A 20,801-nucleotide genomic window follows, 5' to 3' on the forward strand; every position below is an offset into this window, starting at 1 on the left:
CGGCCCCCACCCCGGGGCGCTCGCGCCCCCCCCGCCCCCCCCCCCCCCCCCCCCTGGGGGGGGGGGGGGCCCGGGCCCCCCCCCCGGGCCGGACCCCACCGGCGAACCAGAGCTGAGGACCGGACATGCGACTTCACGTCGGCGGAGAGGCAACCGCCCCCGAGCACACCCCCGCCACCCTCGACCCGCCCGAGTGCGCCATCAGCACCCGCGGCCTCGTCAAGAGCTACCCCGGGCCCAAGGGCGCCGTCACGCACGCCGTGAGCGGCCTGGACCTGGACGTGCACCGGGGCGAGACCTTCGCCTTCCTCGGGCCCAACGGCGCCGGGAAGTCCACCACCATCGCCATGCTCTGCGCCCTGGCCCGCCCCACCGCCGGTCACGCCACGGTGGCGGGCGCCGACGTGCGCACCCAGCCCCACCTGGTGCGGCAGCGCGTCGGCATGCTGTTCCAGCAGAGCGCCCTCGACCCCGACCTGACACCCGAACAGAATCTCCGTATCCACGCACGCCTCTACGGGATGCGCCGAGCCCACGTCCGAGAGCGCACCGCCGACGTACTGGAAGTGGCCGGACTCACCGACCGGCGGGCCACCCCCGTACGTACCCTGTCGGGAGGCATGCGGCGCCGCCTGGAAATCGCCCGCCAACTCCTGCACGCACCGGACGTACTGTTCCTGGACGAGCCCACCACCGGCCTCGACCCCCACGCCCGCGCCCAGATCTGGGACCACCTGTACGCCTTGCGGGAACGGAACGGCAGCACGCTCTTCATCACGACCCACCAGCTCGAAGAGGCAGCCAACTGCGACCGCGTCGCCATCATCGACCGCGGCCGGCTGGTCGCCCAGGGCGCGCCCGGCGCGCTGAAGGCCGCCATCGGCGACGACCGGGTCGTGCTGCGCACCAGCCAGGACGAGCGCGCACACCGCGTCGTCCACCGCATGGTCCCGCGCGGACACTCCGTGACCAGGGACGCCGACGGGATCTGTCTGCGGGTGCCCGACGGCAGTTCCTGGATCCCCCGCCTCTGCGCGACCCTGGAGAGCCACGGCATCGCCGTCCGCGCCGCCTCCGCCACCCCGCCCACGCTCGACGACGTCTTCTTCCACCACACCGGCCGCAGCATCCACAGCACACAGCCCGGCGGCGGCCGATGACCACACTCCCGATCGATGCGACCGGCACCGGCGGACGGCCGGTCCGCCTGCGGCACGAACTGCGCGCGATCCACGGCCTGGTCCACCGGGACCTGCTGCGCCTGGCCGGTCAGCGTGCCCACACCGCGCTGATGCTGCTCCACCCCGTGCTGTACCTCCTGATCCTGGGCGGGGGACTCGCCGCACTCATCTCCGACGCCAGGCTGGGCGTCGGTTATCAGACCTACCTGTTCCCCGGCATGCTGATGATGACGGTGCAGACCCCGGCGATCCTGGTCGGCATCCGCCTCATCACCGACCGGCAGAGCGGCTATCTGCGCGAACTCCTGATGGCTCCGGTCAGCCGCGCGACCCTGCTCCTGGGCAGCTGTGCCGGCGGCACGATGGTCGCCACCATCCAGGGCACCGTGCTGCTGAGCCTGGCCGGAGTCGTCGGCCTGCCCTACGACCCGCTCCTTCTGGCGCTGCTTCTCGCCGGCATGGCCCTGATCTCCTTCACGATCACCGCCCTCGCCCTGACCCTGGCGGTGAGCCTGAGCAGGCCCGAGACGTTCCACACGCTGCTCGGCGTGATGATGATGCCCCTGCTGTTCCTCTCCGGCGGCTTCTTCCCTCTGGAGGCGCTGCCCGACTGGGCCCATGCCGTGGCCGCCGTGAATCCGCTCGCGTACGGCGTCGACATGCTGCGCGGCAGCATCGCCCTGCGCGCCCCGGACGCGGCTGCCGGAGGAGGCATCAGCTGGGCCGGCCACTCCCTCCCGCTCCCCGTGGAGGCGGCTCTGCTTCTGGTCGGCGGCGCGGGTGCCCTGCTGTGGGCCGCTCACCGGTTCGAACGGCAGGAGTGAATCACCGCGTGCACGCCGGTGCTGGGCCGACCGGGTGGGTACGGCACCGGCCATGCGTGTTCTCTCCGCGGCGCACCGGCCCGGCACTCACTGCGGAGAGCGGGTCCGGCACGTGGCGGAGGCAAAGCGCTCGACCGGTGCAGGTCACCGCAGTCCAGGACCGCGCGCAGGCCAGGGCGCGGCTGCTGGAGCGGAAGGCCGACGCCGCACTGATCGTGGCGGTGACCGGGCGGGATCGCCGTGGCCCTGGTGGCCGCGGCCCTGCGCGGCAGGCGGGCCCGTACCGAAACCCGTTAGGCGACCGCCGCGGCATCCTGCTAGATTCCTCCCGGCCGTGCGAAAGAACGAGGAGGTGGTACCCGTGAACGCAGTATCGACATGGGTGCTCCCCTCCGGGGTCACGGTCGGGCGATAGGCAGGTCGTCCGGGAGCGCCGTTGTGTGCACTCCCGAAAGGCACGATCATGCAATTCACTTCCGAGCAGCGCCTGGACGACGGCGTACTCGAACGCTCCTTCACGCTCGACGACATCCCGGGCATCCTCTGGACGCCGGAGTCCGCGTCCGCCTCCGCACCGGTGCCGCTGATCCTCCTCGGCCACCCCACGCTCGGCCTCCGGCGGATGTACCCGCGCCTGGCCGACCGGGCGCGGCACTCCGCGGCGGACGGCTTCGCCACGGCCGCCGTCGAACTCCCCGGCTGCGGTGACCGGCCCCGGCTGCCCGAGCACGACCGGGCCCGCGCCGACATGCGCCGGGCCCTGCAGGCGGGCGAACCGGTCACCGACGAGATCATCGACGCCGTCGTCCTCCCGCTGGTCGACCAGGCGGTCCCGGAGTTGCGGGCCGCGATGGACGCCATCCTCGCGCTCCCCGAGGTCACCAGCCCGGTCGGATACTCGGGCGGTGTGATCTCCATCGGCGTCCGGCTCGCGGCGGTCGACCCGCGCATCGAGGCCGCCGGCCTCTTCGCCGGCAGCTTCATCCCGCGCACCATGTACGACGAGGCCCGCCGGCTCACCATCCCGCTGCACGTCCTGTTGCAGTGGGACGACGAGGGCAACGACCGGCAGGCGGCGCTCGACCTGTTCGACGCGTTCGGTTCCAAGGAGAAGTCGCTGCACGCCAACATGGGCGGCCACACCGGCGTCCCGGCGTACGCGGGGGCCGCGGCGGCCCACTTCTTCACCCGGCACCTGAAGTAGGACCGCTGGGGGCGCGACCCGTCCCACCTGCCCGGACGGCTCACAGCTCCGGCGCCTAGGGTGTCTGCTGTACGGGCGTGCCCCCGCACGCGCGGACGACAACGAAGGAAAGAAGGTGACGTGATGCTCCGCAACGGCCTGGAACCGTGGCACCTGCTCATCGTGGCGCTGGTGGTCATCATGGTGTTCGGCTCGAAGAAGCTCCCCGACATGGCGCGCTCCCTGGGCAAGTCGGCCCGCATTCTCAAGAGCGAGGCCAAGGCGATGAAGGCCGAGCCGGGCACCGAGCCCGCCGCGCCGGGGCACTCGTAACACCTGCGCCGACAAGGGCCGGGACAGCGGACAACAGACCGCCGCCCCGGCCCCCTCGCGCACCCGGACCGGTTCGCCGAGGTCCGGCACGGCGCGGCTGACCGGTCACTCGCACAGGTGGCGCGGACCGAGTGCGCGCAACTCGTCCAGCACCGCGGCCTTTCCGGGGGGAGGCGTGAAGATGCGCAGGCGCTGGTCCACGGCGGGCGTGGCCAGCACCTCGCAGTCCAGATCGATCCTGCCCAGCCCGGGATGGACGAGGCGGTACGGGTGCGACCGTCGTACGGCGACCTCCTGCCGGTCCCACAGCGCGCCGAACTCCGGGCTCGCCGCCCGGCACCGCGCCACCAGCGTCCGGGAGACCGCGTCGTCCCCGCGCCGGGCCGTCGCGGCCCTCAGATCGGCCACCAACTGCCGCGCCTGCTCCTCGTGCTCCTCGGCCGCGAAGTGGCCCCGCACCGCCGGATCGGTGAACCAGCGCAGGACGATGTTGCGGTCCTCCTCCGCCACCGAACAAACGCAGCCGAACAACGTGAGCGCCAGGTCGTTCTGCGCCAGCAAGTCGCCCAGATCGCTGACCACTTGGACGGGCACGCCGTCCAGCCGGTCGAGCAGATACCGCAGGCCCGGGCGCAGATACCCGCCGGCCCGCGTGCCTTCCGGCGGGCGGTGCCCGGCCAGCACGTACAGATGGTCCCGCTCGTCCTCGGTCAGCCGCAGCGCACCGGACAGGGCGCCGAGCACCTGGACCGAGGGCTGCGGTCCACGGGCCTGTTCGAGCCGCATGTAGTAGTCGGCGGACATCCCCGCGAGGACGGCGACCTCCTCGCGGCGCAGCCCCGGTGTCCGCCGCCTGGGCCCCTCGGCGAGCCCCACGTCGCGCGGCGTCAGCCGCTCCCTGGACCGCCGCAGGAAATCGGCGAGCTCTGGACGCTTCGGTGTCATGTCGTCCCCAGGGTAGCGGCCCCCGGCCCGCGCATCCTGGGACCGCCGGTCCTGGGCACAGCGCTCCGCTTCCGGCCGGACGCCGGCAGCGGCACCATCGGCGCAGGGCCCGTCGGGGGCCTGTCCGACACGCAGATCGGCGGTCGCACGATGAGACAATCCACCCTGTCGGTTCCGGGCGCGCGACTGCGCCACACCATCCGCGGCGACGGCCCCGTGCTCCTGCTCATCGCCGGAGGCCACCACGGCATCGACGCCACCGAACCGCTCGCCCGCCACCTCGCCGACCGGTACACCGTCGTCACCTACGACCGGCGCGGCCTGTCCGGGAGCACCACCGACGCTCCCGCGAAGACGCTCGCCACGCACGTCGAGGACGCCTCCCGCCTGCTGAGCGGCCTCGCACCGGAGCCCGCGCTCGTCTACGGAACCAGCCTCGGCGCCCTCGTCGCGCTGGAACTGACCGGCCGTCATCCCGAGCAGGTCGCGGCAGTCGTCGCTCACGAGCCGCCTGCCGTCCGGCTGCTTCCGGAGCCCGCTCAGGGCATCGGGCGGCTGCTCGCTGTCGAGGAGACCTTCCGGACGCACGGTGCGGAGGCGGCCATGCGCGCGTTCGCGGCCGGCCTCGACATCGACCCGGCCGACTCCGAGCCGGACCTCCCGCCACGCGCCCCCGGGCCGGACCGCCTGCGCGACATGGAGGTGCTGCTCACCCACGACCTGCCGGCGATCAGGGCCCACGTCCTCGACCCGGCCGCGCTCGCCGGCTCACCCGCCCGCATCGTGCCCGCCGCCGGCGAGAAGTCGGGAAACCTTTGGACGCACACTTGCGCCCGGCTTCTCGCAGGCGCGCTGGGGACGCGTCTGGAGCCCTTCCCCGGCGGCCACAACGGATACGTGTTCCGCCCGCGCGCCACCGCGGAGCGGATTCACGAGGTGCTCGGTGTCACTCGAAGAACTTGAGGCTGTACCCGGTGTCGGTGTTCGGCCCGGGGACGTTGGCGCGGCTGTACGTGGTGTTGCCCCACCAGCAGAAGGAGCCCGTGTACCAGTAGCGGTTCTCCCAGCTGTACGGGGTTCCCTTGGGCACGGCGTGGAACATCAGGGGGAAGGTGGGACCGGCCGGGGGGCTGGTGCCGATGTCGCCGTCGAGCAGCACGAACGTGTGGTGGCCGGGGCCGTTCACGTACAGGGTGGGGTCCCAGCCGGTCATCATCGTCGCCCTGTCGGAGCCGAACAGGCAGCCGTTGGACTTGTACCAGTCCCACACGTACGTGGGGTCACCGCCCGCCCGGAGCCGCAGTTCCGCGATGCAGTACTGATCGCTCCAGCTGCCGTTGGCGGAGTAGGTGATGTGCAGCTGCCCGTTCGGGTCCTTGATCGCTTCCGGGCCCTCGTTGATGAAGGGGTTGCCGACGACACGCTCCCAGCTCTCCCTGGGCTGGGAGATGATGTACCGGGCGCCCGTCGGGGTGGTCGGGCTGCTCATGCGCGCAATGTAGAGGTTCTGCTCGACGTTGGTGGTGCCGGCCCAGCCGGACCAGACGAACCAACGCTGCCCGTTGAAGGTGAACAGGGTGCCGTCGATCGCCCACCTGTCGTCGGGCAGGGCGAGTTTCGTCGCGGAGGTGTAGCCGCTGTCGGCCGTGGCGGAGCTGATCACGTACATGCGGTGGGCGGAGCCCCGGCCGGCGGAGAAGTAGACGTAGTACCGGCCGCCGTCCCGCACAATCTCCGGGGCCCAGATCTCACCCAGGCTTCCGGTGTCCGCCCACACCTGCCGGGCCGGGGCCGAGGCCAGACCGCCGGTTGAGGACGCCTGCCGGACGCTGATGCCGCCGCCCGTCGACTGGACCGAGATGTACGTACCGCCCACGCGCAGCACGCTGGGGTCGGCGCCACGGATGGACGTCTGTCCCGCCTCGGCGGGAGGGGCGGACAGAAGTGACATCGTGAGGGTCAGAAGCATGGACAGCGCGAAGGCTGCCACGCCGGGCATCCGGGAGAGTCTCATGGCTTCCCTTTCCCGTACGGGGGCTCGCGGGGACGGACCGGTTCCATGACCCTATCCACGAGAGGGCGTGTTCATGTCAATTTGACCCCGGCTCACCCCTCGTAATCCTCGATGAGGCGGCTGACGACCCCGTGCAGGACGTCGGCCCGGGCCCGGTCCTCCCGCTGTTCCCCCAGGGCCCGTTCCACCGCCCGGAGCCTCCGCCACGCCTCCGGCTGCAGGTCCATGACCCGGTCCACGAGCGGCGAGGACACCAACTCCAGGCACTCCGCCAGCCGCAGCCGCGTGGTGGGCGCCGGCGGGCCGGACGGGGGCTCGGCGAACCCGTCCGTCAGATACCGCGCGGGGTCGCCGAGGCTCCATCCGGTCACCGCCCCCTCGTGGACCAGGAGGGCCACATCGGGGGCGACCCCGAGCCGCGCGTCCGGTTCCCCGCGGAGAAGGCGGGCGTCCGTGAGGCAGCTCAGGGCGCGGGCCTCGGAGTCGCAGTGGAATACCGTGGCCGGGGGCATGCCGAACTCCCTGACGACGTCCGCGCGGAGCCCGGCGGCACGCGTTCGCGGCCCACCGCCCGCGGCTTCGGAGACGTACCGCGCGGGCACGAAGAACGTGAGACTGCGCAGTTCGCGGCTGTCGCGGTCGAAGCGGAGGTATTCGTCCTCCGACCACAGCCACCGCATGCTCCCGAACGTCTCGGACAGCTCCCGCTCGCGCCCGGCCGGGTCCGCGTACCCCGCGACGATCAGCTGGAGATCGCGGAAGTCGAAGCGAGGCGTGAACGCGAGGGGTCTGTCCGTCGTCGCGGCGGCCATGCCGTCGCCGATGGTGATCTTCACTGTGGCCGTCGCCTCACCTGATGCGCCTGGCGGCCGGCAGATAGCCGCCCTTGGTGTCGCGGATCTTTCCGTTCACGATGTCCTCGTGGGTCACCGGGGGCTGCGGGTCGTCGGGCGACCCGCCCAACGCCTTGGCCCCGGTCTCGCCCTTTTTGCCGGAGGGGCCGTAGCCCGTGATGACGTCGCCCGCCCCGGCGCCGGGGCCCTTCGTCACCACGATGTCCTCGCCCTTCCGGAAGATGAGGTCCCCCCGCTGTTTTTGCGAGACGTACACCGCGTCCGGGGTCTTGAGGATCTCCACCACGCGTTCGTCGCTGAAGTGGGGGTGGTAGTTGCTCGACTTGCGCACCTTGCCGGCCCCGGCCCGGTCGATGACGGTCTCCGCGGCCTTGACCGCCTTGGCGTCGGGGCACTTGGCGCCCGTGAAGAACCCGGCCCCGACGGACGGCCGGTGGTGTGTGGGGGCGGGGGAGTGGAACAGTCCGGCCGGCACGGTGACGCCCTGGGAGCGGGCCGCCGCGCCCGATGCCGGGGTGCGGAGCCCGCAGCCGCTTGTGTCGTGCTCCTCGCGGACCTTGTCGACCAGCTTCCTGACCTCGGTCTTCGCCAGGGCGTAGGCGTTGATCAGGGTGTCGGCGCGGTAGGGGATGCGGTACTGGACGAGCCGCCCGCCGCTGGCCCGGGACCGGGCGCGCGCCTCGTTCTTCTTCTGCGCCTCGACCGAGGAGAAGGTGGGCCCGGCGCCCGGATTGGAGCAGGACAGGCTGCCGGAGACCGACGTCCCGGAGACCGCGAAGGAGCTCTGCGGGCTGGTGCACCGGCCGGCGGACTTGCCGTCGATGCTGAAGGAGGCGGTCATCACCGCGGTGACCTTGCCGCTGATGAGGCGGCTCTTGGCGCTGGTGGTGATGTGTCCGGAAAAGCTGTTCTTCGCCGTGCAGCCACCGGAACCGCACTTCACCGTTCCGCCGCTGCTGAGGGTCAGGTTGATGCCGCTGTCGGTGGCGTTCTTCAGCTCCTCGGTCTGCTTCTCCAGCGTGTCGTACATGGGGTCGACGGCGTCCTCGGCGACCGGCGCAAGGTCCAGCCCGGCGGAATCGCTGTCCGCCAGCGGGCCGTCCGTCACCTCGGGGATCTCGGGCGGATCCTCGTCCTCGGAGTCCCCCTCCGCCGTGACGGACGTCAGCCGGAACGAGGCCGCCTCGGCCGAACCGCCCGACGTCCCTCCGGGGCCGGAGGGTCCGTACGACTCAAGGCGCAGGACCCGGTGCGGCTTCTGTTCGGTGACGAGCAGCCGGCCGGCCGAGGTGTCCACCGCGAGGGCCGGGGTGCCGTCGACGGAGGGCGGCTGCGCGGACCCGCTGGGGGCCGGTGTGCCCTCCAGCCGGTCGAGCGCCTTGGAGAGCGCGGTCGCCAGGTCGGCCGGGGCCGGCATGCGGCCGACCGTCTCCCGTGTGACGCTGTCGCTCTCGTCGGCGGCCGCCCACGCGGCGGAGACCGAGTCCTTCGCCCGGGTGAAGGTCCTGCCGCCGATGTGCAGAACCTCGCGGGCGAGTCCGGAGCCCCCGGCTTCCATGGCGCCGAAGCGGCTGCCGGACGCGGTCACGGTGATGTCCCGCTTCACCGGGTCGTCACCCGAATCCTTGTACCGCAGCCCGGGGGCGTCGGCCAGCGCGACCACGGCCTGCCGGAACGGCTTCAGGTCCAGCTTGGCGACCGGCTCCTTCGGTCCCGGCCCCCCGTGCCAGACCAGCAGCCCGGCCACCAGGCCGGCGGCTGCCACTCCGGCCGCGCCGAACAGGAGCAGACGCTTGCGCCGCCGGGCGGGCGGCGGCTGCGCGGGGCTGTACTGCGGAGGGCCGTACGGATATTGCGGCCCGGGCCCGTAGGGCGAGCGCGGCGGCGGCACGGCCTGCGGGAGGTGCGGCACCTGCGGCGGCGGCCCGAATGCCCCGGGCGGGGCGGCGTACGGGGAGTGCTGGGGCGGGACGTCCGCGGGCGGCCCGAAGACCCCGGCCGGCGGGGTGTACGGATGGCCCTGGGGCGGTCGGTCCGCCGGGGCCCGGTACGCGTCTTCGTGGTCCGTCATGAACTTCCCCCGTGGCTGGTCCGTGGGCCGCTGATCGCTACAGGAACAGTGTGGGGGTGACGGCACCTCACGCCACCGGAATTCGGACACCGGGCCCGGGTCACAGCAGCCGGTCGACCAGCCCTTCGACGTACTCCGGGGTGAGCGGGCCCATGCCGAACAAGACACGGATGTACATCGGTGCCAGGACGTGGTCCAGCACGGTGAGCGCGTCGGGTGCGGGCTCGCCGCGCTCGCGTGCGCGGTCGAGCATGGACTGCAACTGCCCGCTGCGCTCTTCGCGGAGGGCGTCGCGGGCCTGGGCACCCTGCTGACCGGTGGCCGACAGGGCGACGGCCAGGTGCAGGACCGCCGGTCCGTCGGGTCCGGTGATCTCGCGGGCGACCTGGGCCGCGTACGTACGCAGGTCGCCCGCCAGGCTCCCCGTGTCGGGCATCGGCGAGCGCGCGTTGAGGCGGTTGAGCGCCACGTCGCTGAGCAGCGCCTCCAGGCCGCCCCACCGGCGGTAGATGCTGCTGTCGGCCACGCCCGCCCGCGCCGCCACTTCGCCGACGGTGAAGTTCCCGTAGCCGCGTTCGCTGATGAGCTCGGTGACGGCCTGGTGCACCTGGGCGCCGACGCGCGCGCTGCGCCCACCGGGCCGCCGGGCTCGCTGTTCGTTCATGCGCCCACTTTAACGCAGTCGATGCTTGCGTTTACGGATCAGCATCCTTTACAGTCGCCTAACGCAGTCGCTGGCTGCGTTAGGAAACGAGGGATTGCCATTACTGCATCGCACGAGTCCGCAAGCGGCCGGCCGAACCGCGCCGTGCTGCTCACGGTGACCTGCCTGGGCCAGTTCATGGTCCTGCTCGACAACACGATCGTGGGAGCGGCGCTGCCCGACATGCAGCACCGCCTGCACCTTCAACTCACGGGCCTGCAATGGATCGTTGACGCGTACGTCCTGCTGGTCGCCATGCTGCTGCTGTCCGGCGGCATCTTCGCCGACCGGTTCGGCCGCAAACGCGTCTTCCTGTCCGGTGTCGCGATGTTCACCGCCGCATCGGTGGTGTGCAGCCTCGCGCCTTCGCTCGGCTGGCTGATCGCCGGACGGGTGCTCCAGGGCATCGGGGCCGCGGCGCTCAGTCCCGCCTCGCTCGCCCTGCTCGCGGCGGCGTACCCGGTACCGCAGGAACGCGTGAAGGCGATCGGGCTGTGGGCCGGACTCAGCGGAGTCGGTCTTGCCGCGGGGCCCGTGGCCGGCGGCGTGCTCACCGACGCCTTCGGATGGGCCGCCATCTTCCTGGTCAACCTGCCCATCGGCGCGGTCCTTCTCGTGGTCGGGCTGCGTCACCTCCAGGAGGCCCGCAATCCGGACGCCCCCGCGCTCGACATCCCCGGGACGGTGCTGTCCGTACTGGGAGTGGGCGCCCTGGCCTACGGGCTGATCGAGGGCGGAGTGCGCGGCTGGACGTCGCCGCTCATCCTCGGCAGCTTCACCGCCGCGGCGCTCCTCCTCGCCGCCTTCGTGGCCGTCGAAGCGCGCCGCCGCGCGCCGATGCTGCCGCTGGGGCTCTTCCGCGAGCGCCTGTTCACCGTCTCCAACACCGCCATGGGCGTGGTGGGCTTCGCGCTCATGGGCTCGACGTTCTTCTTCTCCCAGTTCTTCGTGTACGTCCAGGGCAGCTCGATCCTGCGCGCCGGGCTGCAGACCCTTCCCGCCACCCTCGCCATGGTGATCGTCAGCCCGTACGCGGGGCGGCTCGCCGCCCGGCACGGCTTCCGCGTCGTGGTCACCGCCGGTCTGGCCCTGGCCGGGCTCGGACTGCTGGCCCTCGGCACGGTGCACGCCGACACGGCCTACGGGAACGTGTGGTGGCGGCTGGCGGTCGTCGGCGTCGGCTTCGCCCTGACGATGTCCCCGCTCACCGGCGCCGCCATCCAGGCCGTCAGCCCGCAGGAAGGGGGCCTTGCCTCGGGCATCAGCAGCACCGTCCGGCAGATCGGCGCGGTGCTCGGCGTGGCGGTCCTCGGAGCCGTGGTCCGCGCCAGGGAGTCCAGCGGTGCCTCCTTCGAGACCGGGCTCGACAGCGCCTTCCTGACGGCGGGTGCCCTCACCCTGGCCACGGCCGTGTTCACGGGCCTGTGGCTGACGAAGGGCGGGTCCGTGGCAGGCGCCGCGACGCCGGTACAGTCCACCGATACGCCGAAGCCCACCACAGCGGGCAGCCGTTGAGGGACCGCGGAACACGCCCCTGTCCCACCACCGAACACGAACAGAGGAAACCTGTGCACGACGCGACCCCGGTATCGATCGCTGAGCACCCGGTGTCCGGCCCCGACGCCGGACCGTACACCCTCACCACGGGCCCGGACGGAGCGCTGTGGTTCACCCTCGTCCACAGCGGCCGGATCGGCCGCCTCGTCCCCGGCGAGCAGCCGACCGAGCACCGCCTCGCCCCCGACTGCGGACCGACGGTCATCACACCCGGTCCGGACGGCGCGCTGTGGTTCACCGAGTACCGGGCCGACCGGATCGGGCGGATCACCACCGACGGCGCGATCACCGAGTACGACGTACCGGGCTCCGGCTCCGGGCCGTTCGGCATCGCGGCGGGCCCGGACGGAGCGCTCTGGTTCACCGAGACCGCCGCCGACCGCATCGGCCGCATCACCGTCGACGGCGACGTCACCCGGTTCCCGCTCCCCGCCACCGGCGCGTTCCCGTCCGCGATCACCGCCGGGGGCGACGGCGCGATGTGGTTCACCCTCAACCAGGGCAATGCCATCGGGCGGATCGGCATGGACGGCACGGTCGCCCTGCACCCCCTGCCGACGGAGGCGGCGGGCCCGGTCGGCATCGCGGCGGGCCCCGACGGCGCCCTGTGGTTCGCCGAGATCGCCGCCGGTCAGATCGGCCGGATCACCCCCGACGGGCAGATCACGGAGTTTCCGCTGCCCGACCGCGCCGCCCGGCCGCACGCCGTCACCGTCGACGGAAAGGGCGCCGTGTGGTTCACCGAGTGGGGCGCCAACCGCGTCGCGACGATCACCCCGGGCGGCACCGTCACCGCCCACGCCCTGCCCACCCCGGACTCGGAACCGCACGGCATCGCCGTCGGCCCCGACGGCGCCCTGTGGACCGCGCTGGAGACGGGTTCACTCGCCCGCATCGCACCGTAGGGCGTCGAGGACCCGCGGAGCGAGCGGCGGCAGGTCCTCGACGCGCACCGGGCCGGTCATGGGGCGCCCGCTCGCCTCACAGTTGACCGTGCTCGTCGGCCATGACCTGTCGTACTTCGACCGGCTGTCGCGTGGGCACACCACCGGGGCCAGGGACGGCCGATATACGGGCGGCGATCTCCAGCGCCCGCTCCTCCGACTCGACCTCGAAGACGTTGAAGCCGGCCAGCGCCTCCTTGGACCCGGCGAACGGCCCGTCGGTCACCACCGAGGGCGCGACGCCGTCCGCGCGGACCGTACGTGCCTGCCGCGGGTCGGCCAGCGCCATGAACCGGACCAGCTCCCCGCTCTCGGTCAACTCCTTGGTCAACAGGGCGTAGTAGTCGAAGTGGGCCGCGATGTCACCCGGCTGCCAGGTGTCCATCGGCTCCTCGAAGACCCCGCCGTCGTGGTTGACCAGCAGCATGAACTTCGCCATCACGTACTCCCGTTGTCAGTCGTCCGTGGATTCCGGAAAGGAGAAGTACAGCGCGTCGGCGTAGAACGAGGCGAAGTGCCGCTGCCAGTCGGCCCGTACGGAAGCGAGCCAGGCGTCGTTGCGACCGGCGATCGCCGCCTCGGCCAGGGACACCGCCTCCGGGACGTCCTCGCACGCCAGACGCCGAACGCTCTCCGCCGGGTCGTCGTCCGTCATCGAAACGATCTCGCCCGTTTCGAGCAGAAAGTACTTCGCCTCCTGCTTCTCCAGGTGCGCCGTCGTCCTGGCCACGCACTCGGCGAACTCGGCGTCGTCCTCGAGGCCGTTGCCGACCGCGCGCAGGACGTCGCGGAGCAGCGCCGCCCCATCGGCGTAATCCGCCGCGATGCAGATCGGATGGTTCCAGATCATGGACGGGACGACCCTCGTCCCGTGCCCCACCAGGAGCTTGTGCGCGAGCGGGATGTCCCAGTTGTGCTCGGATATGCAGCGGATCCGCTGCGGGATGTCCGCGTCGCTCGGAACCGAGTCCGCGGAGTAGAGATACGAACGATTCGCCATGGTGGCGACGCTAACACCGGGCACTGACAACGTCGTCGGACAACTCCCGCGCCGCCGGCGGAGTCAGGGCATGATGACCGCATGAGCGACCCTTCCGACGTCACCGTCACCCTCGTCCGGGGAGACATCACCCGCCAGTCCGTCGACGCCGTCGTCAACGCCGCGAATTCCTCACTGCTCGGCGGCGGAGGGGTGGACGGAGCGATCCACCGCCGCGGTGGCCCCGAGATCCTCGCCGCCTGCCGGGAACTGCGCGCCTCGCGGTACGGCAAAGGGCTGCGCACGGGCCAGGCCGTCGCGACCACCGCCGGCAAGCTCGACGCCCGCTGGGTCGTCCACACCGTCGGCCCGGTGTGGAGCGGAGCCGAGGACCGTTCTGCCCTGCTGGAGTCGTGCTACCGCGAATCCCTGCGCGTCGCGGCGGAGCTGGGGGCGCGTACCGTCGCCTTCCCCGCGATCTCCACCGGCATCTACGGCTGGCCCATGGACGACGGAGCCCGCATCGCCGTGCGCACGGTGCTGACGGAGGCCGCGCCTCCCGTCGAGGAGGTGCGGTTCGTGCTCTTCGACGCGTACGCGTACGGGGAGTTCCAGGAGGCCCTGGCGGTGGCTCGGCCCTGAGCCCGGGGGCACCGTGGCCGACGGCCCGGCTGCGCGACGGGCGGTGACACACCGCACCCACCGGGCCTGCGCGTACGCCCGCGCGGAGGCCCGGCGAGCCGCCGGCCCGACCGGCAATGGAGGCGGGTTCACCGTGAGCGCCGCGGTGCCGCCTCCACCGAGAGGTCGTTGTCGAGGGTGTAGTACGGGCGCACCGACACCTCGTCCAGCGTGGCGGCCGGGTAGACGAACACCGTCTTCCGGTCCGCGATGTCGTCCATCAGCCGGGCCACCCGCACCCGGGGCGCACCAGCGGAGGGACGGACGAACACGTCCCAGACCACCGTTGTACCCCCCGCCACCTCCGCCAGGAGGTCCGCGTAGGCGACGGTGAACGAGAAGTCCTGGTCCCCTTCGGCGCTCAGCGCGATCCGAGCCTCCGCGGACTCCCGCCCGCGCCGGTTCAGCGACACCTCCGCGCCTTCGCCGAGACCGGCGCCGTACAGCCGCGCCTTCACCGTCATCGCGTCGGACCCGACGGTGATCCGGCCGGCCTCCGCATGCGTGGCGCGCCGCCAGGCCCGTATGGCGAGCCGGCCGTCCTTGGTGGCGTACGGAATCCGGACCGCCACCGGCGCACCCCGTACGGCGTCCCCACCGGACACCAGCCCGCGCAGGTCGTTCGGGCCGGGCAGCAACGGCACGCGGTCCTCGCCCGGCCCGGGCACGACATAGGCGTCCCAGCGGCCTTCATCGAGGGCGGGGTCGGCCTCGAGTACGGTCTGCCACTCGTCCGTCCCCACGGCGTCCAGAACGAGAGAACGCCCGGCCTCCTCCGGCCGGCCCTTCTTCGGGCGCGGCTGGAGCAGCAGCCGCGGATGCGCCGAGGCGGACCCGGACCACTGGACGCGTACGAGCAAACGCCCTCCGGCCTGCGCCGTCACCGCGCCACGGGGCTTCTCCACGAGTCCGTTCACATTCTTACCGTCGCCCGTCATCGTCGCGCCCTCCGTACGGCCCTCGCGACGTTGCCGGCCGCGACGAGCATCGTGTCCCGGGCGGCGAATCCGCTGCTCGTCAAGGTGCTGCCCGTTCCGGTCACCGTTCGGCCCGCACGCCGGGCGGCCAGCAGCTCCTCGAAGAGCTGTTCAGCCCGGACCACGACGTGCGCGGGGCCGTAGCGCCGCGAGTTCACCAGCGCGTTGCGCCCCATGCGGCGGCGCAGTTCGTCGTCGCCGACGAGGTCCAGCAGGGCGCCGGCCAACGCGTCCCGGTCTCCGGCGGGCACCAGCCGGCCGTCCTCCTCATCCGTGATGATCTCGCCGGGGCCGTACGCGCAGTCCGTGCTCACGACCGGCAACCCGCAGCTCATCGCCTCGACGATGGCCATGCCGAAGGACTCGAGATCGGAGGTCACCGCCGCGATCGACCCCTTGACCCACTCGGCCTCCATCGGGGTCACCGCACCCATCAGGAACACGTTGTTGTACAACCCGAGCCGGTCGATGAGCGCACGCAGCCGCTCCCGCTCCTCGCCGCGGCCGTAGATACGTAACTGCCAGTCCGGATGCGCCGCCGCGACTGCGGCGAAGGCGTCGATCAACAGGTCGAACCGCTTCACCGGCGCCAGCCGCCCGGCGGCGACCACGATGCGCCCCCGGCCGTCCGACGGTGCGAGGGCCGGGGCGGGGACACTGTTGGGCAGCGCTTGCACACGTACACCCGGCAGCCGCATCTTGCGCCGGTAGACGGCCGAGTCTGCCTCCGTCACAGGGGTGATCGCGTCCAGCCGGGGATAGGCCCGGCGCAGCGCCTTGCGCAACCGCGGGGGGTGGTGGTCGAGTGTGAGGTGCTCCTGTCCGACCCGCACCGACCGCGCAGGCGCGTGGAGCGCCAGGTGGACGTTGAGCCCGGGCCGGGTCCCCACGACGACATCGGCGTCGAGCGAGGCCAGTGCTTCACCGATGCGTTCGTCGGTCAGTGCGCTGTACTCGCTGTAGCGGTACTCGGACGAGGGAAAGACCTTCGCCGGTGTCCGATGCCGCGGGTCGTCCTTCTCACGCCGCAGATCGACCAGGGGCCGGAGCCGCACGCGCGGATCGAGTGCGAGGCTCGGGCGTTCCCTGCTCCGGAGCACGGAGATGATTTCCACATCGTGCCGATCGGCCAGTGCGCGAGCCAAGTTGAATGTGGTGGTGATCGTCCCTCCGATCGCGTACGCGTTGTGGATGAGGAATGAGATTCGCATGCACTACAGGACGAACGGCTCGTACGGAAGGTTGCCTGCTCGGCCGCCCTCCGGGCACAACTGACCTGCCACAATGGCCAGATGAAACACTTCCTGGCCCGCCATCACGACCGGTTGGCCGCATGGCTGAGAGACGGCACGACTGCTGACCTCGAAGCGTTCCTGGACGCACATCACGAGTCGTTCGCGCTCGTGACCACCGACGGAGCGATCCTCGACCTCGTGACGCTGCGGGAAGCCCTGCGTGGTGCGGGCGGCAGCAGTCCGGGCTTGTCGATTCGGATCGAGGAGGTCACCGCCGTCGCCCCGGACGTGTACCGCTTCGTGGAACACCACCTCGTGGACGGCGGACGTACGAGTCGTGACCGCCGTGCTGCAGGACGGATTGCTGCTCACCGTCCAGGAGACCGCCCGCCGCCAGGGCCTGGTGACGCCGGTCCGGCGCGAACGCCCGGACCGGGGCACGGTGGAAAACGGCGCCGTCCGCGCGTCGCCCGGCAGGCGGGTCCTTCGCAAACGGAAGCGCCCGGACCGGAGAAGTCACTCGGTCCGGATCGGCTGCGTGAGGTTCACCGGATTGCCGTCGGGGTCCAGGATGTGGGCGACACGCTGGCCCCACGGCATGTCGTTCGCCGCGCGGTTGACCGACCCGCCCAGCGCTTCCACGCGCCCGAGCGTCGCGTCGACGTCGTCCACGCCGATGCTGAGCAGCATCCGGGGTGCCGCGCCTTCCCCCGCTTCCTTCTTGGCCACCAACCCGAGGTCCGTGTCGCCGATGCGCAGGCCGAGGTAGAACACCGGGCCGTGCGTCGGCACCCGGAAGATCTCCTCGGCGCCGAAGAGTTTCGTGTAGAAGCCGGCCAGGACGTCCTGGCGGGCGGTGAGGATCACTGGCTGAATGGTGGACATGGTGCTCCTGCCGAGAACGGTTGGGTCACTGGGCAGACCGCTGCTGAGCGGTGAACTCATCGGTGTCGGACGCACGACTTATATTGTCGCGATGGTTCATGACGCGTTGGGACAACGGGTACTGGAGGCGGCGACCTCCGATGTGCGGCTGGCCAGAGCCGAGTTCGACGGCGCGGGCCAGTGGCTGGCTCGCGCCCGGCAGGGGCCCGCGGAGCCGCTTGCCGCGGAGGTGTGGGTCTTCGGCGAAGGGTTCGGCCGGGTGCTGCTGGTGCGTCACCGGTGGCGGGGGTGGGTGCCTCCGGGCGGGCGGGTCGAGCCGGGAGAGACGCCGCGCGAGGCCGCCCGGCGCGAGCTCCTGGAAGAGACCGGCGTGGCGGCGGAACTGCTGCCCGAACCAGCAGCGGCGACAGTGCGCTCGTACCACCCGCGATGGCCGGCGACGCTTGGGCTGTCGTACGCGGCGATCGTGGATCCCGGCACACCGCTGAAGGCGGAGAGCGGCCAGCCGGCGGCCTGGACGTCCCTGGGCGAGGACTGGGAGAGCTGCTTCCCCGAGGACCTGTCGCGCATCCGCGCCCACGCGCGCCTTCTGCGTGAAGCCTCCGCCCGGTGACGGGGGCGCCGCCCCGGTGGCCATCGCGCGGGCCCGGGAGCCCGCCGCGAGACGGTCTGGCCCACGCCCCCGAGTCGCCACTCCCCGGCGCCGGATCTCTGCGGACCGCTTTGCTCCGTGTCTCACCGGGGCGCGGTGGCCGCCCACCACAACCACGTTGACCGCCCCGGCAGGTGATGCTTGGGTCGATCCGTGGACAGCATTTCCGGCAACAGGCGGTTCTGGAATCGGATCAGCGGCGCCTACCAGGACAGACACGACACGCGGATCGGTGCGGCGCCCCGCCTGTGGGGCACGTACGCGATCCCCGACGCGCACCTGCGAGCGCTGGGCGACGTCACCGGCAAGCGCGTCCTGGAGCTCGGCTGCGGTGCCGGCCAGTGGGCCAGGGCGCTCGCCGCCGAGGGGGCCGCGGTGGTCGGGTTCGACCTGTCCGAGGAGCAGCTCGCCGCAGCGGCTCGCGGGATGGGGGCGGCCCGCTACCCGCTGGTGCAGGGTGCCGCCGAACAGCTCCCGTTCGCCGCCGACAGCTTCGACCTGGTGTTCTGCGACTACGGCGGGCTCAGCTGGGCGCCCCCGCGTCTGGCCGTACCGCAGGCCGCCCGCGTGCTGCGGCGCGGCGGGCGCCTCGTGTTCAACGTCGCCAGCCCGTGGTTCGAAGCCTGCTACGACGAAGCCACCAGCCGCGCGACCACGACGCTGCAGCGGGACTACTTCGGCCTGGACGCCATCGACGAAGACCGGGGCGCGGTCAGCTACCAGCTCACCTACGGCGACTGGATCAGGGCCCTGCGCGGCGCAGGGCTCGTCATCGACGACCTCATCGAACCGCGCCCCGGCCCCGATGCGGCCAACGGCTACAACCAGACGGACCCGCCCGACTGGGCACACCACTGGCCGACGGAAGCACTCTGGGTGTCCCACAAACCGTAAGCCTCACCGCGTCTGCACTGCCGAATGGACGAAGGAGCAGTCGTTCGGTCCGCAGAACCGTCTCAGGAAACATGTCTCTCCGAGGTACGGGCGGTGGTCATCGGAGGCGTGGTCCGCATCCGGGATGCGCTGCACGAGCGCCACTGCTGCCGCGCGGCTCATCCCCGCTGCACTCACCAGGCCCTTCCGCCGCCCGCACCGTAACCCGGCCGATGGCCGCCCGGACAGGTTCGGGCGGAGGAAACGCGCTTTCGCCGCAGTGCTACGGGGCGGGCTCTCAGCGCACCGCCACGGCTTCGATCTCGATGAGCATGTCCGGATCGGACAGGGCGCTGACTTCCGCCGGCCGGCCGGCCGACAACCCGCGGCCGCGTAAATCGCTTCGACTGGTCACCGCCGGTGCGGCACCCTCGTCGCTATGACCACGCCGCCCTTCATTCCCGGACTGGAACTCTCACGTCGCTTCTACCTCGAAGCCGTGAGGCCACTGCTCGACGATGCCGTCCCCGGGCTCACGCACTCCGCCGCCCGTGTCGGCAGCGGTTCGGAGGTCCTCGGGTTCGACACCGCCCGTTCCGCCGACCACGAGTGGGGACCACGCCTGCAGATCTTCCTGCACCCGCGCGACGTCGCCCGTCATGGAACGGCGATCACGGAATTGCTCTCCGAGCGCCTGCCGAAGTCGTTCTGCGGCTATCCGACGCACTTCGCCGAGACGGGGGAGGCGGGCATCGGGGTCATGAGGGCGACGGAGGGGCCGGTCCGCCACCGGGTGGAGGTCACCGACGCGAGCACCTGGTTCACCGAGCGGCTGGGGTTCGACCCGGGCCGGGCCATCAGCCCGGAACAATGGCTGGGCACCCCCGCCCAGCGTCTCGCCGAGGTCACGGGCGGGGCCGTCTTCCACGACGGACTCGGCAGCCTCGGCCCGGCCCGGTCCGTCCTCGGCTGGTACCCCGATGATCTCTGGCTGTACCTCCTGGCCTGCCAGTGGCAGCGTATTTCCCGGGAGGAAGCCTTCGTCGGGCGCTGCGGCGAGGTGGGCGACGAACTCGGCTCCGCCGTCGTCGCCGCCCGGCTGGTGCGCGATCTGATGCGGCTCTGCCTGCTCATGGACCGCCGCTACCCGCCGTACGGCAAATGGCTCGGCAGCGCCTTCACCCTCACATCCCAGGGACCCGCCCTCGTTCCGGTACTCGCCGCCGCCCTTGCCGCGACCGACTGGCACACCCGCGAGGACCACCTCGCCCACGCCTACGAGAGCGTCGCGACCATACAGAATCGCCTGGGCCTCTGCGACCCCGTGGACCCCGCGACACGGCCCTACCACGACAGGCCGTACCGGGTTCTGCACGCCGAGCGCTTTGCCGGGGCCCTGACCGCCCGCATCACCGACCCGGCCGTCCTCGCCCTGCCGCAGATCGGCGCCGTCGACCAGTTCATCGACAGCACAGAGGTCCTCAGCCGTCCGGACCTCACCCACGCTGTCACGCACGCGACGGCTCTGCCCTAGGGTCAATACCGGTGATTTACCCCGCTCACCGCTCCCCGGGTGGCCGGCCCGAGACCCCGACGTACCAGTCGTCGGCCTCCGTCATCCCGTCCATGCTCGGCTGGTAGGGCTTGACGATGTCGTCGGCGTCCTTGAAATACACCGTGACGCAGAGCGGGTACTGCTCCCCGGTAGGGGCCGTGACGGTCTCCCGGGGGGCCACCCAGACGAACTTTCCCGGCTGGGTCCACTTCTCGCGGGCGAAGGTCAAGGTGGGGTCCGCCGTGCCCAGTTGCAGCAGTTCCGACCAGCTCATATGCGTCACCGTCCGAGCCTAGGACGCGGACTCCGGCACGGGGAAGAGGAGTTGACAGCGTGGGACATCCATGGGTATGAG

The 20,801-nt window shown here is 71.8% G+C and carries 23 protein-coding genes; 11 read left to right on the plus strand and 12 right to left on the minus strand.

From position 1 onward, the window contains the following. Positions 1 to 125: 125 nt before the first annotated feature. From ACLQ2N_RS21590 to tatA, 4 genes are all read left to right on the plus strand, one after another. Positions 126 to 1,160, plus strand: a complete 1,035-nt coding sequence (locus tag ACLQ2N_RS21590; protein WP_425815430.1) for an ATP-binding cassette domain-containing protein — start codon at positions 126 to 128, stop codon at positions 1,158 to 1,160. Beyond that, positions 1,157 to 2,005, plus strand: coding sequence for an ABC transporter permease (locus ACLQ2N_RS21595; protein WP_425815432.1), 849 nt, complete (start codon positions 1,157 to 1,159; stop codon positions 2,003 to 2,005). Before ACLQ2N_RS21590 ends, ACLQ2N_RS21595 begins: the two co-directional genes overlap by 4 nt. A gap of 463 nt (positions 2,006 to 2,468) precedes the next feature. Next, entirely contained in the window at positions 2,469 to 3,209 is a 741-nt protein-coding gene (locus tag ACLQ2N_RS21600) for a dienelactone hydrolase family protein (RefSeq protein WP_425815434.1), read from the plus strand. Between the two features lie 120 nt (positions 3,210 to 3,329). Beyond that, complete coding sequence (gene tatA / locus ACLQ2N_RS21605) at positions 3,330 to 3,521, plus strand: Sec-independent protein translocase subunit TatA (protein WP_425815436.1); 192 nt, start codon at positions 3,330 to 3,332, stop codon at positions 3,519 to 3,521. A 105-nt stretch (positions 3,522 to 3,626) separates the two neighbouring features. On the opposite strand, the gene ACLQ2N_RS21610 is transcribed toward tatA, so the two are convergent. Continuing rightward, on the minus strand, positions 3,627 to 4,466 hold the full coding sequence (locus ACLQ2N_RS21610) for a helix-turn-helix transcriptional regulator (protein WP_425815438.1): 840 nt from the start codon (positions 4,464 to 4,466) through the stop codon (positions 3,627 to 3,629). 150 nt (positions 4,467 to 4,616) lie between these two features. On the opposite strand from ACLQ2N_RS21610, the gene ACLQ2N_RS21615 reads away from it, so the two are divergent. Next, positions 4,617 to 5,429 carry an alpha/beta fold hydrolase gene (locus ACLQ2N_RS21615; protein ID WP_425815440.1) on the plus strand — a complete coding sequence of 271 codons (813 nt, stop codon included), beginning with the start codon at positions 4,617 to 4,619 and terminating at the stop codon, positions 5,427 to 5,429. Here the strand turns inward: ACLQ2N_RS21615 and ACLQ2N_RS21620 are convergent. From ACLQ2N_RS21620 to ACLQ2N_RS21635, 4 genes are all read right to left on the minus strand, one after another. After that, positions 5,413 to 6,465, minus strand: a complete 1,053-nt coding sequence (locus ACLQ2N_RS21620; protein ID WP_425815442.1) for a glycoside hydrolase family 43 protein — start codon at positions 6,463 to 6,465, stop codon at positions 5,413 to 5,415. The genes ACLQ2N_RS21615 and ACLQ2N_RS21620 overlap by 17 nt on opposite strands. Positions 6,466 to 6,572: 107 nt before the next feature. Continuing rightward, positions 6,573 to 7,316, minus strand: coding sequence for a hypothetical protein (locus ACLQ2N_RS21625; RefSeq protein ID WP_425815444.1), 744 nt, complete (start codon positions 7,314 to 7,316; stop codon positions 6,573 to 6,575). Positions 7,317 to 7,329: 13 nt separating this feature from the next. Beyond that, entirely contained in the window at positions 7,330 to 9,405 is a 2,076-nt protein-coding gene (locus ACLQ2N_RS21630) for a hypothetical protein (protein WP_425815446.1), read from the minus strand. A 100-nt stretch (positions 9,406 to 9,505) separates the two neighbouring features. Further along, positions 9,506 to 10,069 (minus strand): TetR/AcrR family transcriptional regulator, encoded by a 564-nt coding sequence (locus ACLQ2N_RS21635; protein ID WP_425815448.1) that lies wholly within the window; start codon positions 10,067 to 10,069, stop codon positions 9,506 to 9,508. Positions 10,070 to 10,246: 177 nt separating this feature from the next. On the opposite strand from ACLQ2N_RS21635, the gene ACLQ2N_RS21640 reads away from it, so the two are divergent. Continuing rightward, the gene (locus tag ACLQ2N_RS21640) at positions 10,247 to 11,623 is read left to right on the plus strand and encodes an MFS transporter (RefSeq protein WP_365685034.1); all 1,377 of its coding nucleotides are present in this window, start codon (positions 10,247 to 10,249) and stop codon (positions 11,621 to 11,623) included. A gap of 53 nt (positions 11,624 to 11,676) precedes the next feature. Continuing rightward, the gene (locus tag ACLQ2N_RS21645) at positions 11,677 to 12,570 is read left to right on the plus strand and encodes a virginiamycin B lyase family protein (protein ID WP_425815450.1); all 894 of its coding nucleotides are present in this window, start codon (positions 11,677 to 11,679) and stop codon (positions 12,568 to 12,570) included. Between the two features lie 76 nt (positions 12,571 to 12,646). Here the strand turns inward: ACLQ2N_RS21645 and ACLQ2N_RS21650 are convergent, their stop codons facing one another. Continuing rightward, positions 12,647 to 13,048, minus strand: a complete 402-nt coding sequence (locus ACLQ2N_RS21650; protein ID WP_425815452.1) for a YciI family protein — start codon at positions 13,046 to 13,048, stop codon at positions 12,647 to 12,649. Positions 13,049 to 13,063: 15 nt separating this feature from the next. Then, the gene (locus ACLQ2N_RS21655; RefSeq protein WP_425815454.1) at positions 13,064 to 13,609 is read right to left on the minus strand and encodes a hypothetical protein; all 546 of its coding nucleotides are present in this window, start codon (positions 13,607 to 13,609) and stop codon (positions 13,064 to 13,066) included. An 81-nt stretch (positions 13,610 to 13,690) separates the two neighbouring features. Here ACLQ2N_RS21655 and ACLQ2N_RS21660 point away from each other — a divergent pair, with 81 nt between their 5' ends. Next, positions 13,691 to 14,230, plus strand: coding sequence for an O-acetyl-ADP-ribose deacetylase (locus tag ACLQ2N_RS21660; protein ID WP_425815456.1), 540 nt, complete (start codon positions 13,691 to 13,693; stop codon positions 14,228 to 14,230). A gap of 128 nt (positions 14,231 to 14,358) precedes the next feature. Here ACLQ2N_RS21660 and ACLQ2N_RS21665 read toward each other — a convergent pair whose 3' ends face one another. From ACLQ2N_RS21665 to ACLQ2N_RS21680, 4 genes are all read right to left on the minus strand, one after another. Then, the gene (locus tag ACLQ2N_RS21665) at positions 14,359 to 15,207 is read right to left on the minus strand and encodes a hypothetical protein (RefSeq protein WP_425815458.1); all 849 of its coding nucleotides are present in this window, start codon (positions 15,205 to 15,207) and stop codon (positions 14,359 to 14,361) included. Next, the gene (locus tag ACLQ2N_RS21670; protein WP_425815460.1) at positions 15,204 to 16,457 is read right to left on the minus strand and encodes a glycosyltransferase family 4 protein; all 1,254 of its coding nucleotides are present in this window, start codon (positions 16,455 to 16,457) and stop codon (positions 15,204 to 15,206) included. The genes ACLQ2N_RS21665 and ACLQ2N_RS21670 overlap by 4 nt, the downstream gene beginning before the upstream one ends. A 3-nt stretch (positions 16,458 to 16,460) precedes the next feature. Then, positions 16,461 to 16,853 (minus strand): hypothetical protein, encoded by a 393-nt coding sequence (locus ACLQ2N_RS21675; protein ID WP_425815462.1) that lies wholly within the window; start codon positions 16,851 to 16,853, stop codon positions 16,461 to 16,463. A gap of 144 nt (positions 16,854 to 16,997) precedes the next feature. Beyond that, positions 16,998 to 17,366: a VOC family protein gene (locus ACLQ2N_RS21680; RefSeq protein WP_425815464.1), complete on the minus strand. Its 369-nt coding sequence runs from the start codon at positions 17,364 to 17,366 to the stop codon at positions 16,998 to 17,000. A gap of 91 nt (positions 17,367 to 17,457) precedes the next feature. On the opposite strand from ACLQ2N_RS21680, the gene ACLQ2N_RS21685 reads away from it, so the two are divergent. From ACLQ2N_RS21685 to ACLQ2N_RS21695, 3 genes are all read left to right on the plus strand, one after another. Then, the gene (locus tag ACLQ2N_RS21685) at positions 17,458 to 17,979 is read left to right on the plus strand and encodes an NUDIX domain-containing protein (RefSeq protein ID WP_425815466.1); all 522 of its coding nucleotides are present in this window, start codon (positions 17,458 to 17,460) and stop codon (positions 17,977 to 17,979) included. Positions 17,980 to 18,171: 192 nt separating this feature from the next. Next, positions 18,172 to 18,912, plus strand: coding sequence for a class I SAM-dependent methyltransferase (locus tag ACLQ2N_RS21690; protein WP_425815468.1), 741 nt, complete (start codon positions 18,172 to 18,174; stop codon positions 18,910 to 18,912). Positions 18,913 to 19,330: 418 nt separating this feature from the next. After that, positions 19,331 to 20,425 (plus strand): DUF4037 domain-containing protein, encoded by a 1,095-nt coding sequence (locus ACLQ2N_RS21695; protein ID WP_425815470.1) that lies wholly within the window; start codon positions 19,331 to 19,333, stop codon positions 20,423 to 20,425. 25 nt (positions 20,426 to 20,450) lie between these two features. Here ACLQ2N_RS21695 and ACLQ2N_RS21700 read toward each other — a convergent pair whose 3' ends face one another. Beyond that, entirely contained in the window at positions 20,451 to 20,720 is a 270-nt protein-coding gene (locus tag ACLQ2N_RS21700) for a Thoeris anti-defense Tad2 family protein (RefSeq protein WP_361026482.1), read from the minus strand. Positions 20,721 to 20,801 lie beyond the last annotated feature (81 nt).

Source organism: Streptomyces sp. DT224 (assembly GCF_049844595.1).
Lineage (GTDB): Bacteria > Actinomycetota > Actinomycetes > Streptomycetales > Streptomycetaceae > Streptomyces.

Coding starts and splice junctions, on each gene's coding strand:
- ACLQ2N_RS21685 (WP_425815466.1), top strand. CDS start 17,458: ATGGTTCATGACGCGTTGGGACAACGGGTACTGGAGGCGGCGACCTCC.
- ACLQ2N_RS21620 (WP_425815442.1), bottom strand. CDS start 6,465: ATGCCCGGCGTGGCAGCCTTCGCGCTGTCCATGCTTCTGACCCTCACG.
- ACLQ2N_RS21640 (WP_365685034.1), top strand. CDS start 10,247: ATGGTCCTGCTCGACAACACGATCGTGGGAGCGGCGCTGCCCGACATG.
- ACLQ2N_RS21600 (WP_425815434.1), top strand. CDS start 2,469: ATGCAATTCACTTCCGAGCAGCGCCTGGACGACGGCGTACTCGAACGC.
- ACLQ2N_RS21695 (WP_425815470.1), top strand. CDS start 19,331: ATGACCACGCCGCCCTTCATTCCCGGACTGGAACTCTCACGTCGCTTC.
- ACLQ2N_RS21700 (WP_361026482.1), bottom strand. CDS start 20,720: ATGAGCTGGTCGGAACTGCTGCAACTGGGCACGGCGGACCCCACCTTG.
- ACLQ2N_RS21630 (WP_425815446.1), bottom strand. CDS start 9,405: ATGACGGACCACGAAGACGCGTACCGGGCCCCGGCGGACCGACCGCCC.
- ACLQ2N_RS21655 (WP_425815454.1), bottom strand. CDS start 13,609: ATGGCGAATCGTTCGTATCTCTACTCCGCGGACTCGGTTCCGAGCGAC.
- ACLQ2N_RS21665 (WP_425815458.1), bottom strand. CDS start 15,207: ATGACGGGCGACGGTAAGAATGTGAACGGACTCGTGGAGAAGCCCCGT.
- ACLQ2N_RS21590 (WP_425815430.1), top strand. CDS start 126: ATGCGACTTCACGTCGGCGGAGAGGCAACCGCCCCCGAGCACACCCCC.
- ACLQ2N_RS21595 (WP_425815432.1), top strand. CDS start 1,157: ATGACCACACTCCCGATCGATGCGACCGGCACCGGCGGACGGCCGGTC.
- ACLQ2N_RS21610 (WP_425815438.1), bottom strand. CDS start 4,466: ATGACACCGAAGCGTCCAGAGCTCGCCGATTTCCTGCGGCGGTCCAGG.
- ACLQ2N_RS21615 (WP_425815440.1), top strand. CDS start 4,617: ATGAGACAATCCACCCTGTCGGTTCCGGGCGCGCGACTGCGCCACACC.
- ACLQ2N_RS21660 (WP_425815456.1), top strand. CDS start 13,691: ATGAGCGACCCTTCCGACGTCACCGTCACCCTCGTCCGGGGAGACATC.
- ACLQ2N_RS21635 (WP_425815448.1), bottom strand. CDS start 10,069: ATGAACGAACAGCGAGCCCGGCGGCCCGGTGGGCGCAGCGCGCGCGTC.
- ACLQ2N_RS21680 (WP_425815464.1), bottom strand. CDS start 17,366: ATGTCCACCATTCAGCCAGTGATCCTCACCGCCCGCCAGGACGTCCTG.
- ACLQ2N_RS21670 (WP_425815460.1), bottom strand. CDS start 16,457: ATGCGAATCTCATTCCTCATCCACAACGCGTACGCGATCGGAGGGACG.
- ACLQ2N_RS21650 (WP_425815452.1), bottom strand. CDS start 13,048: ATGGCGAAGTTCATGCTGCTGGTCAACCACGACGGCGGGGTCTTCGAG.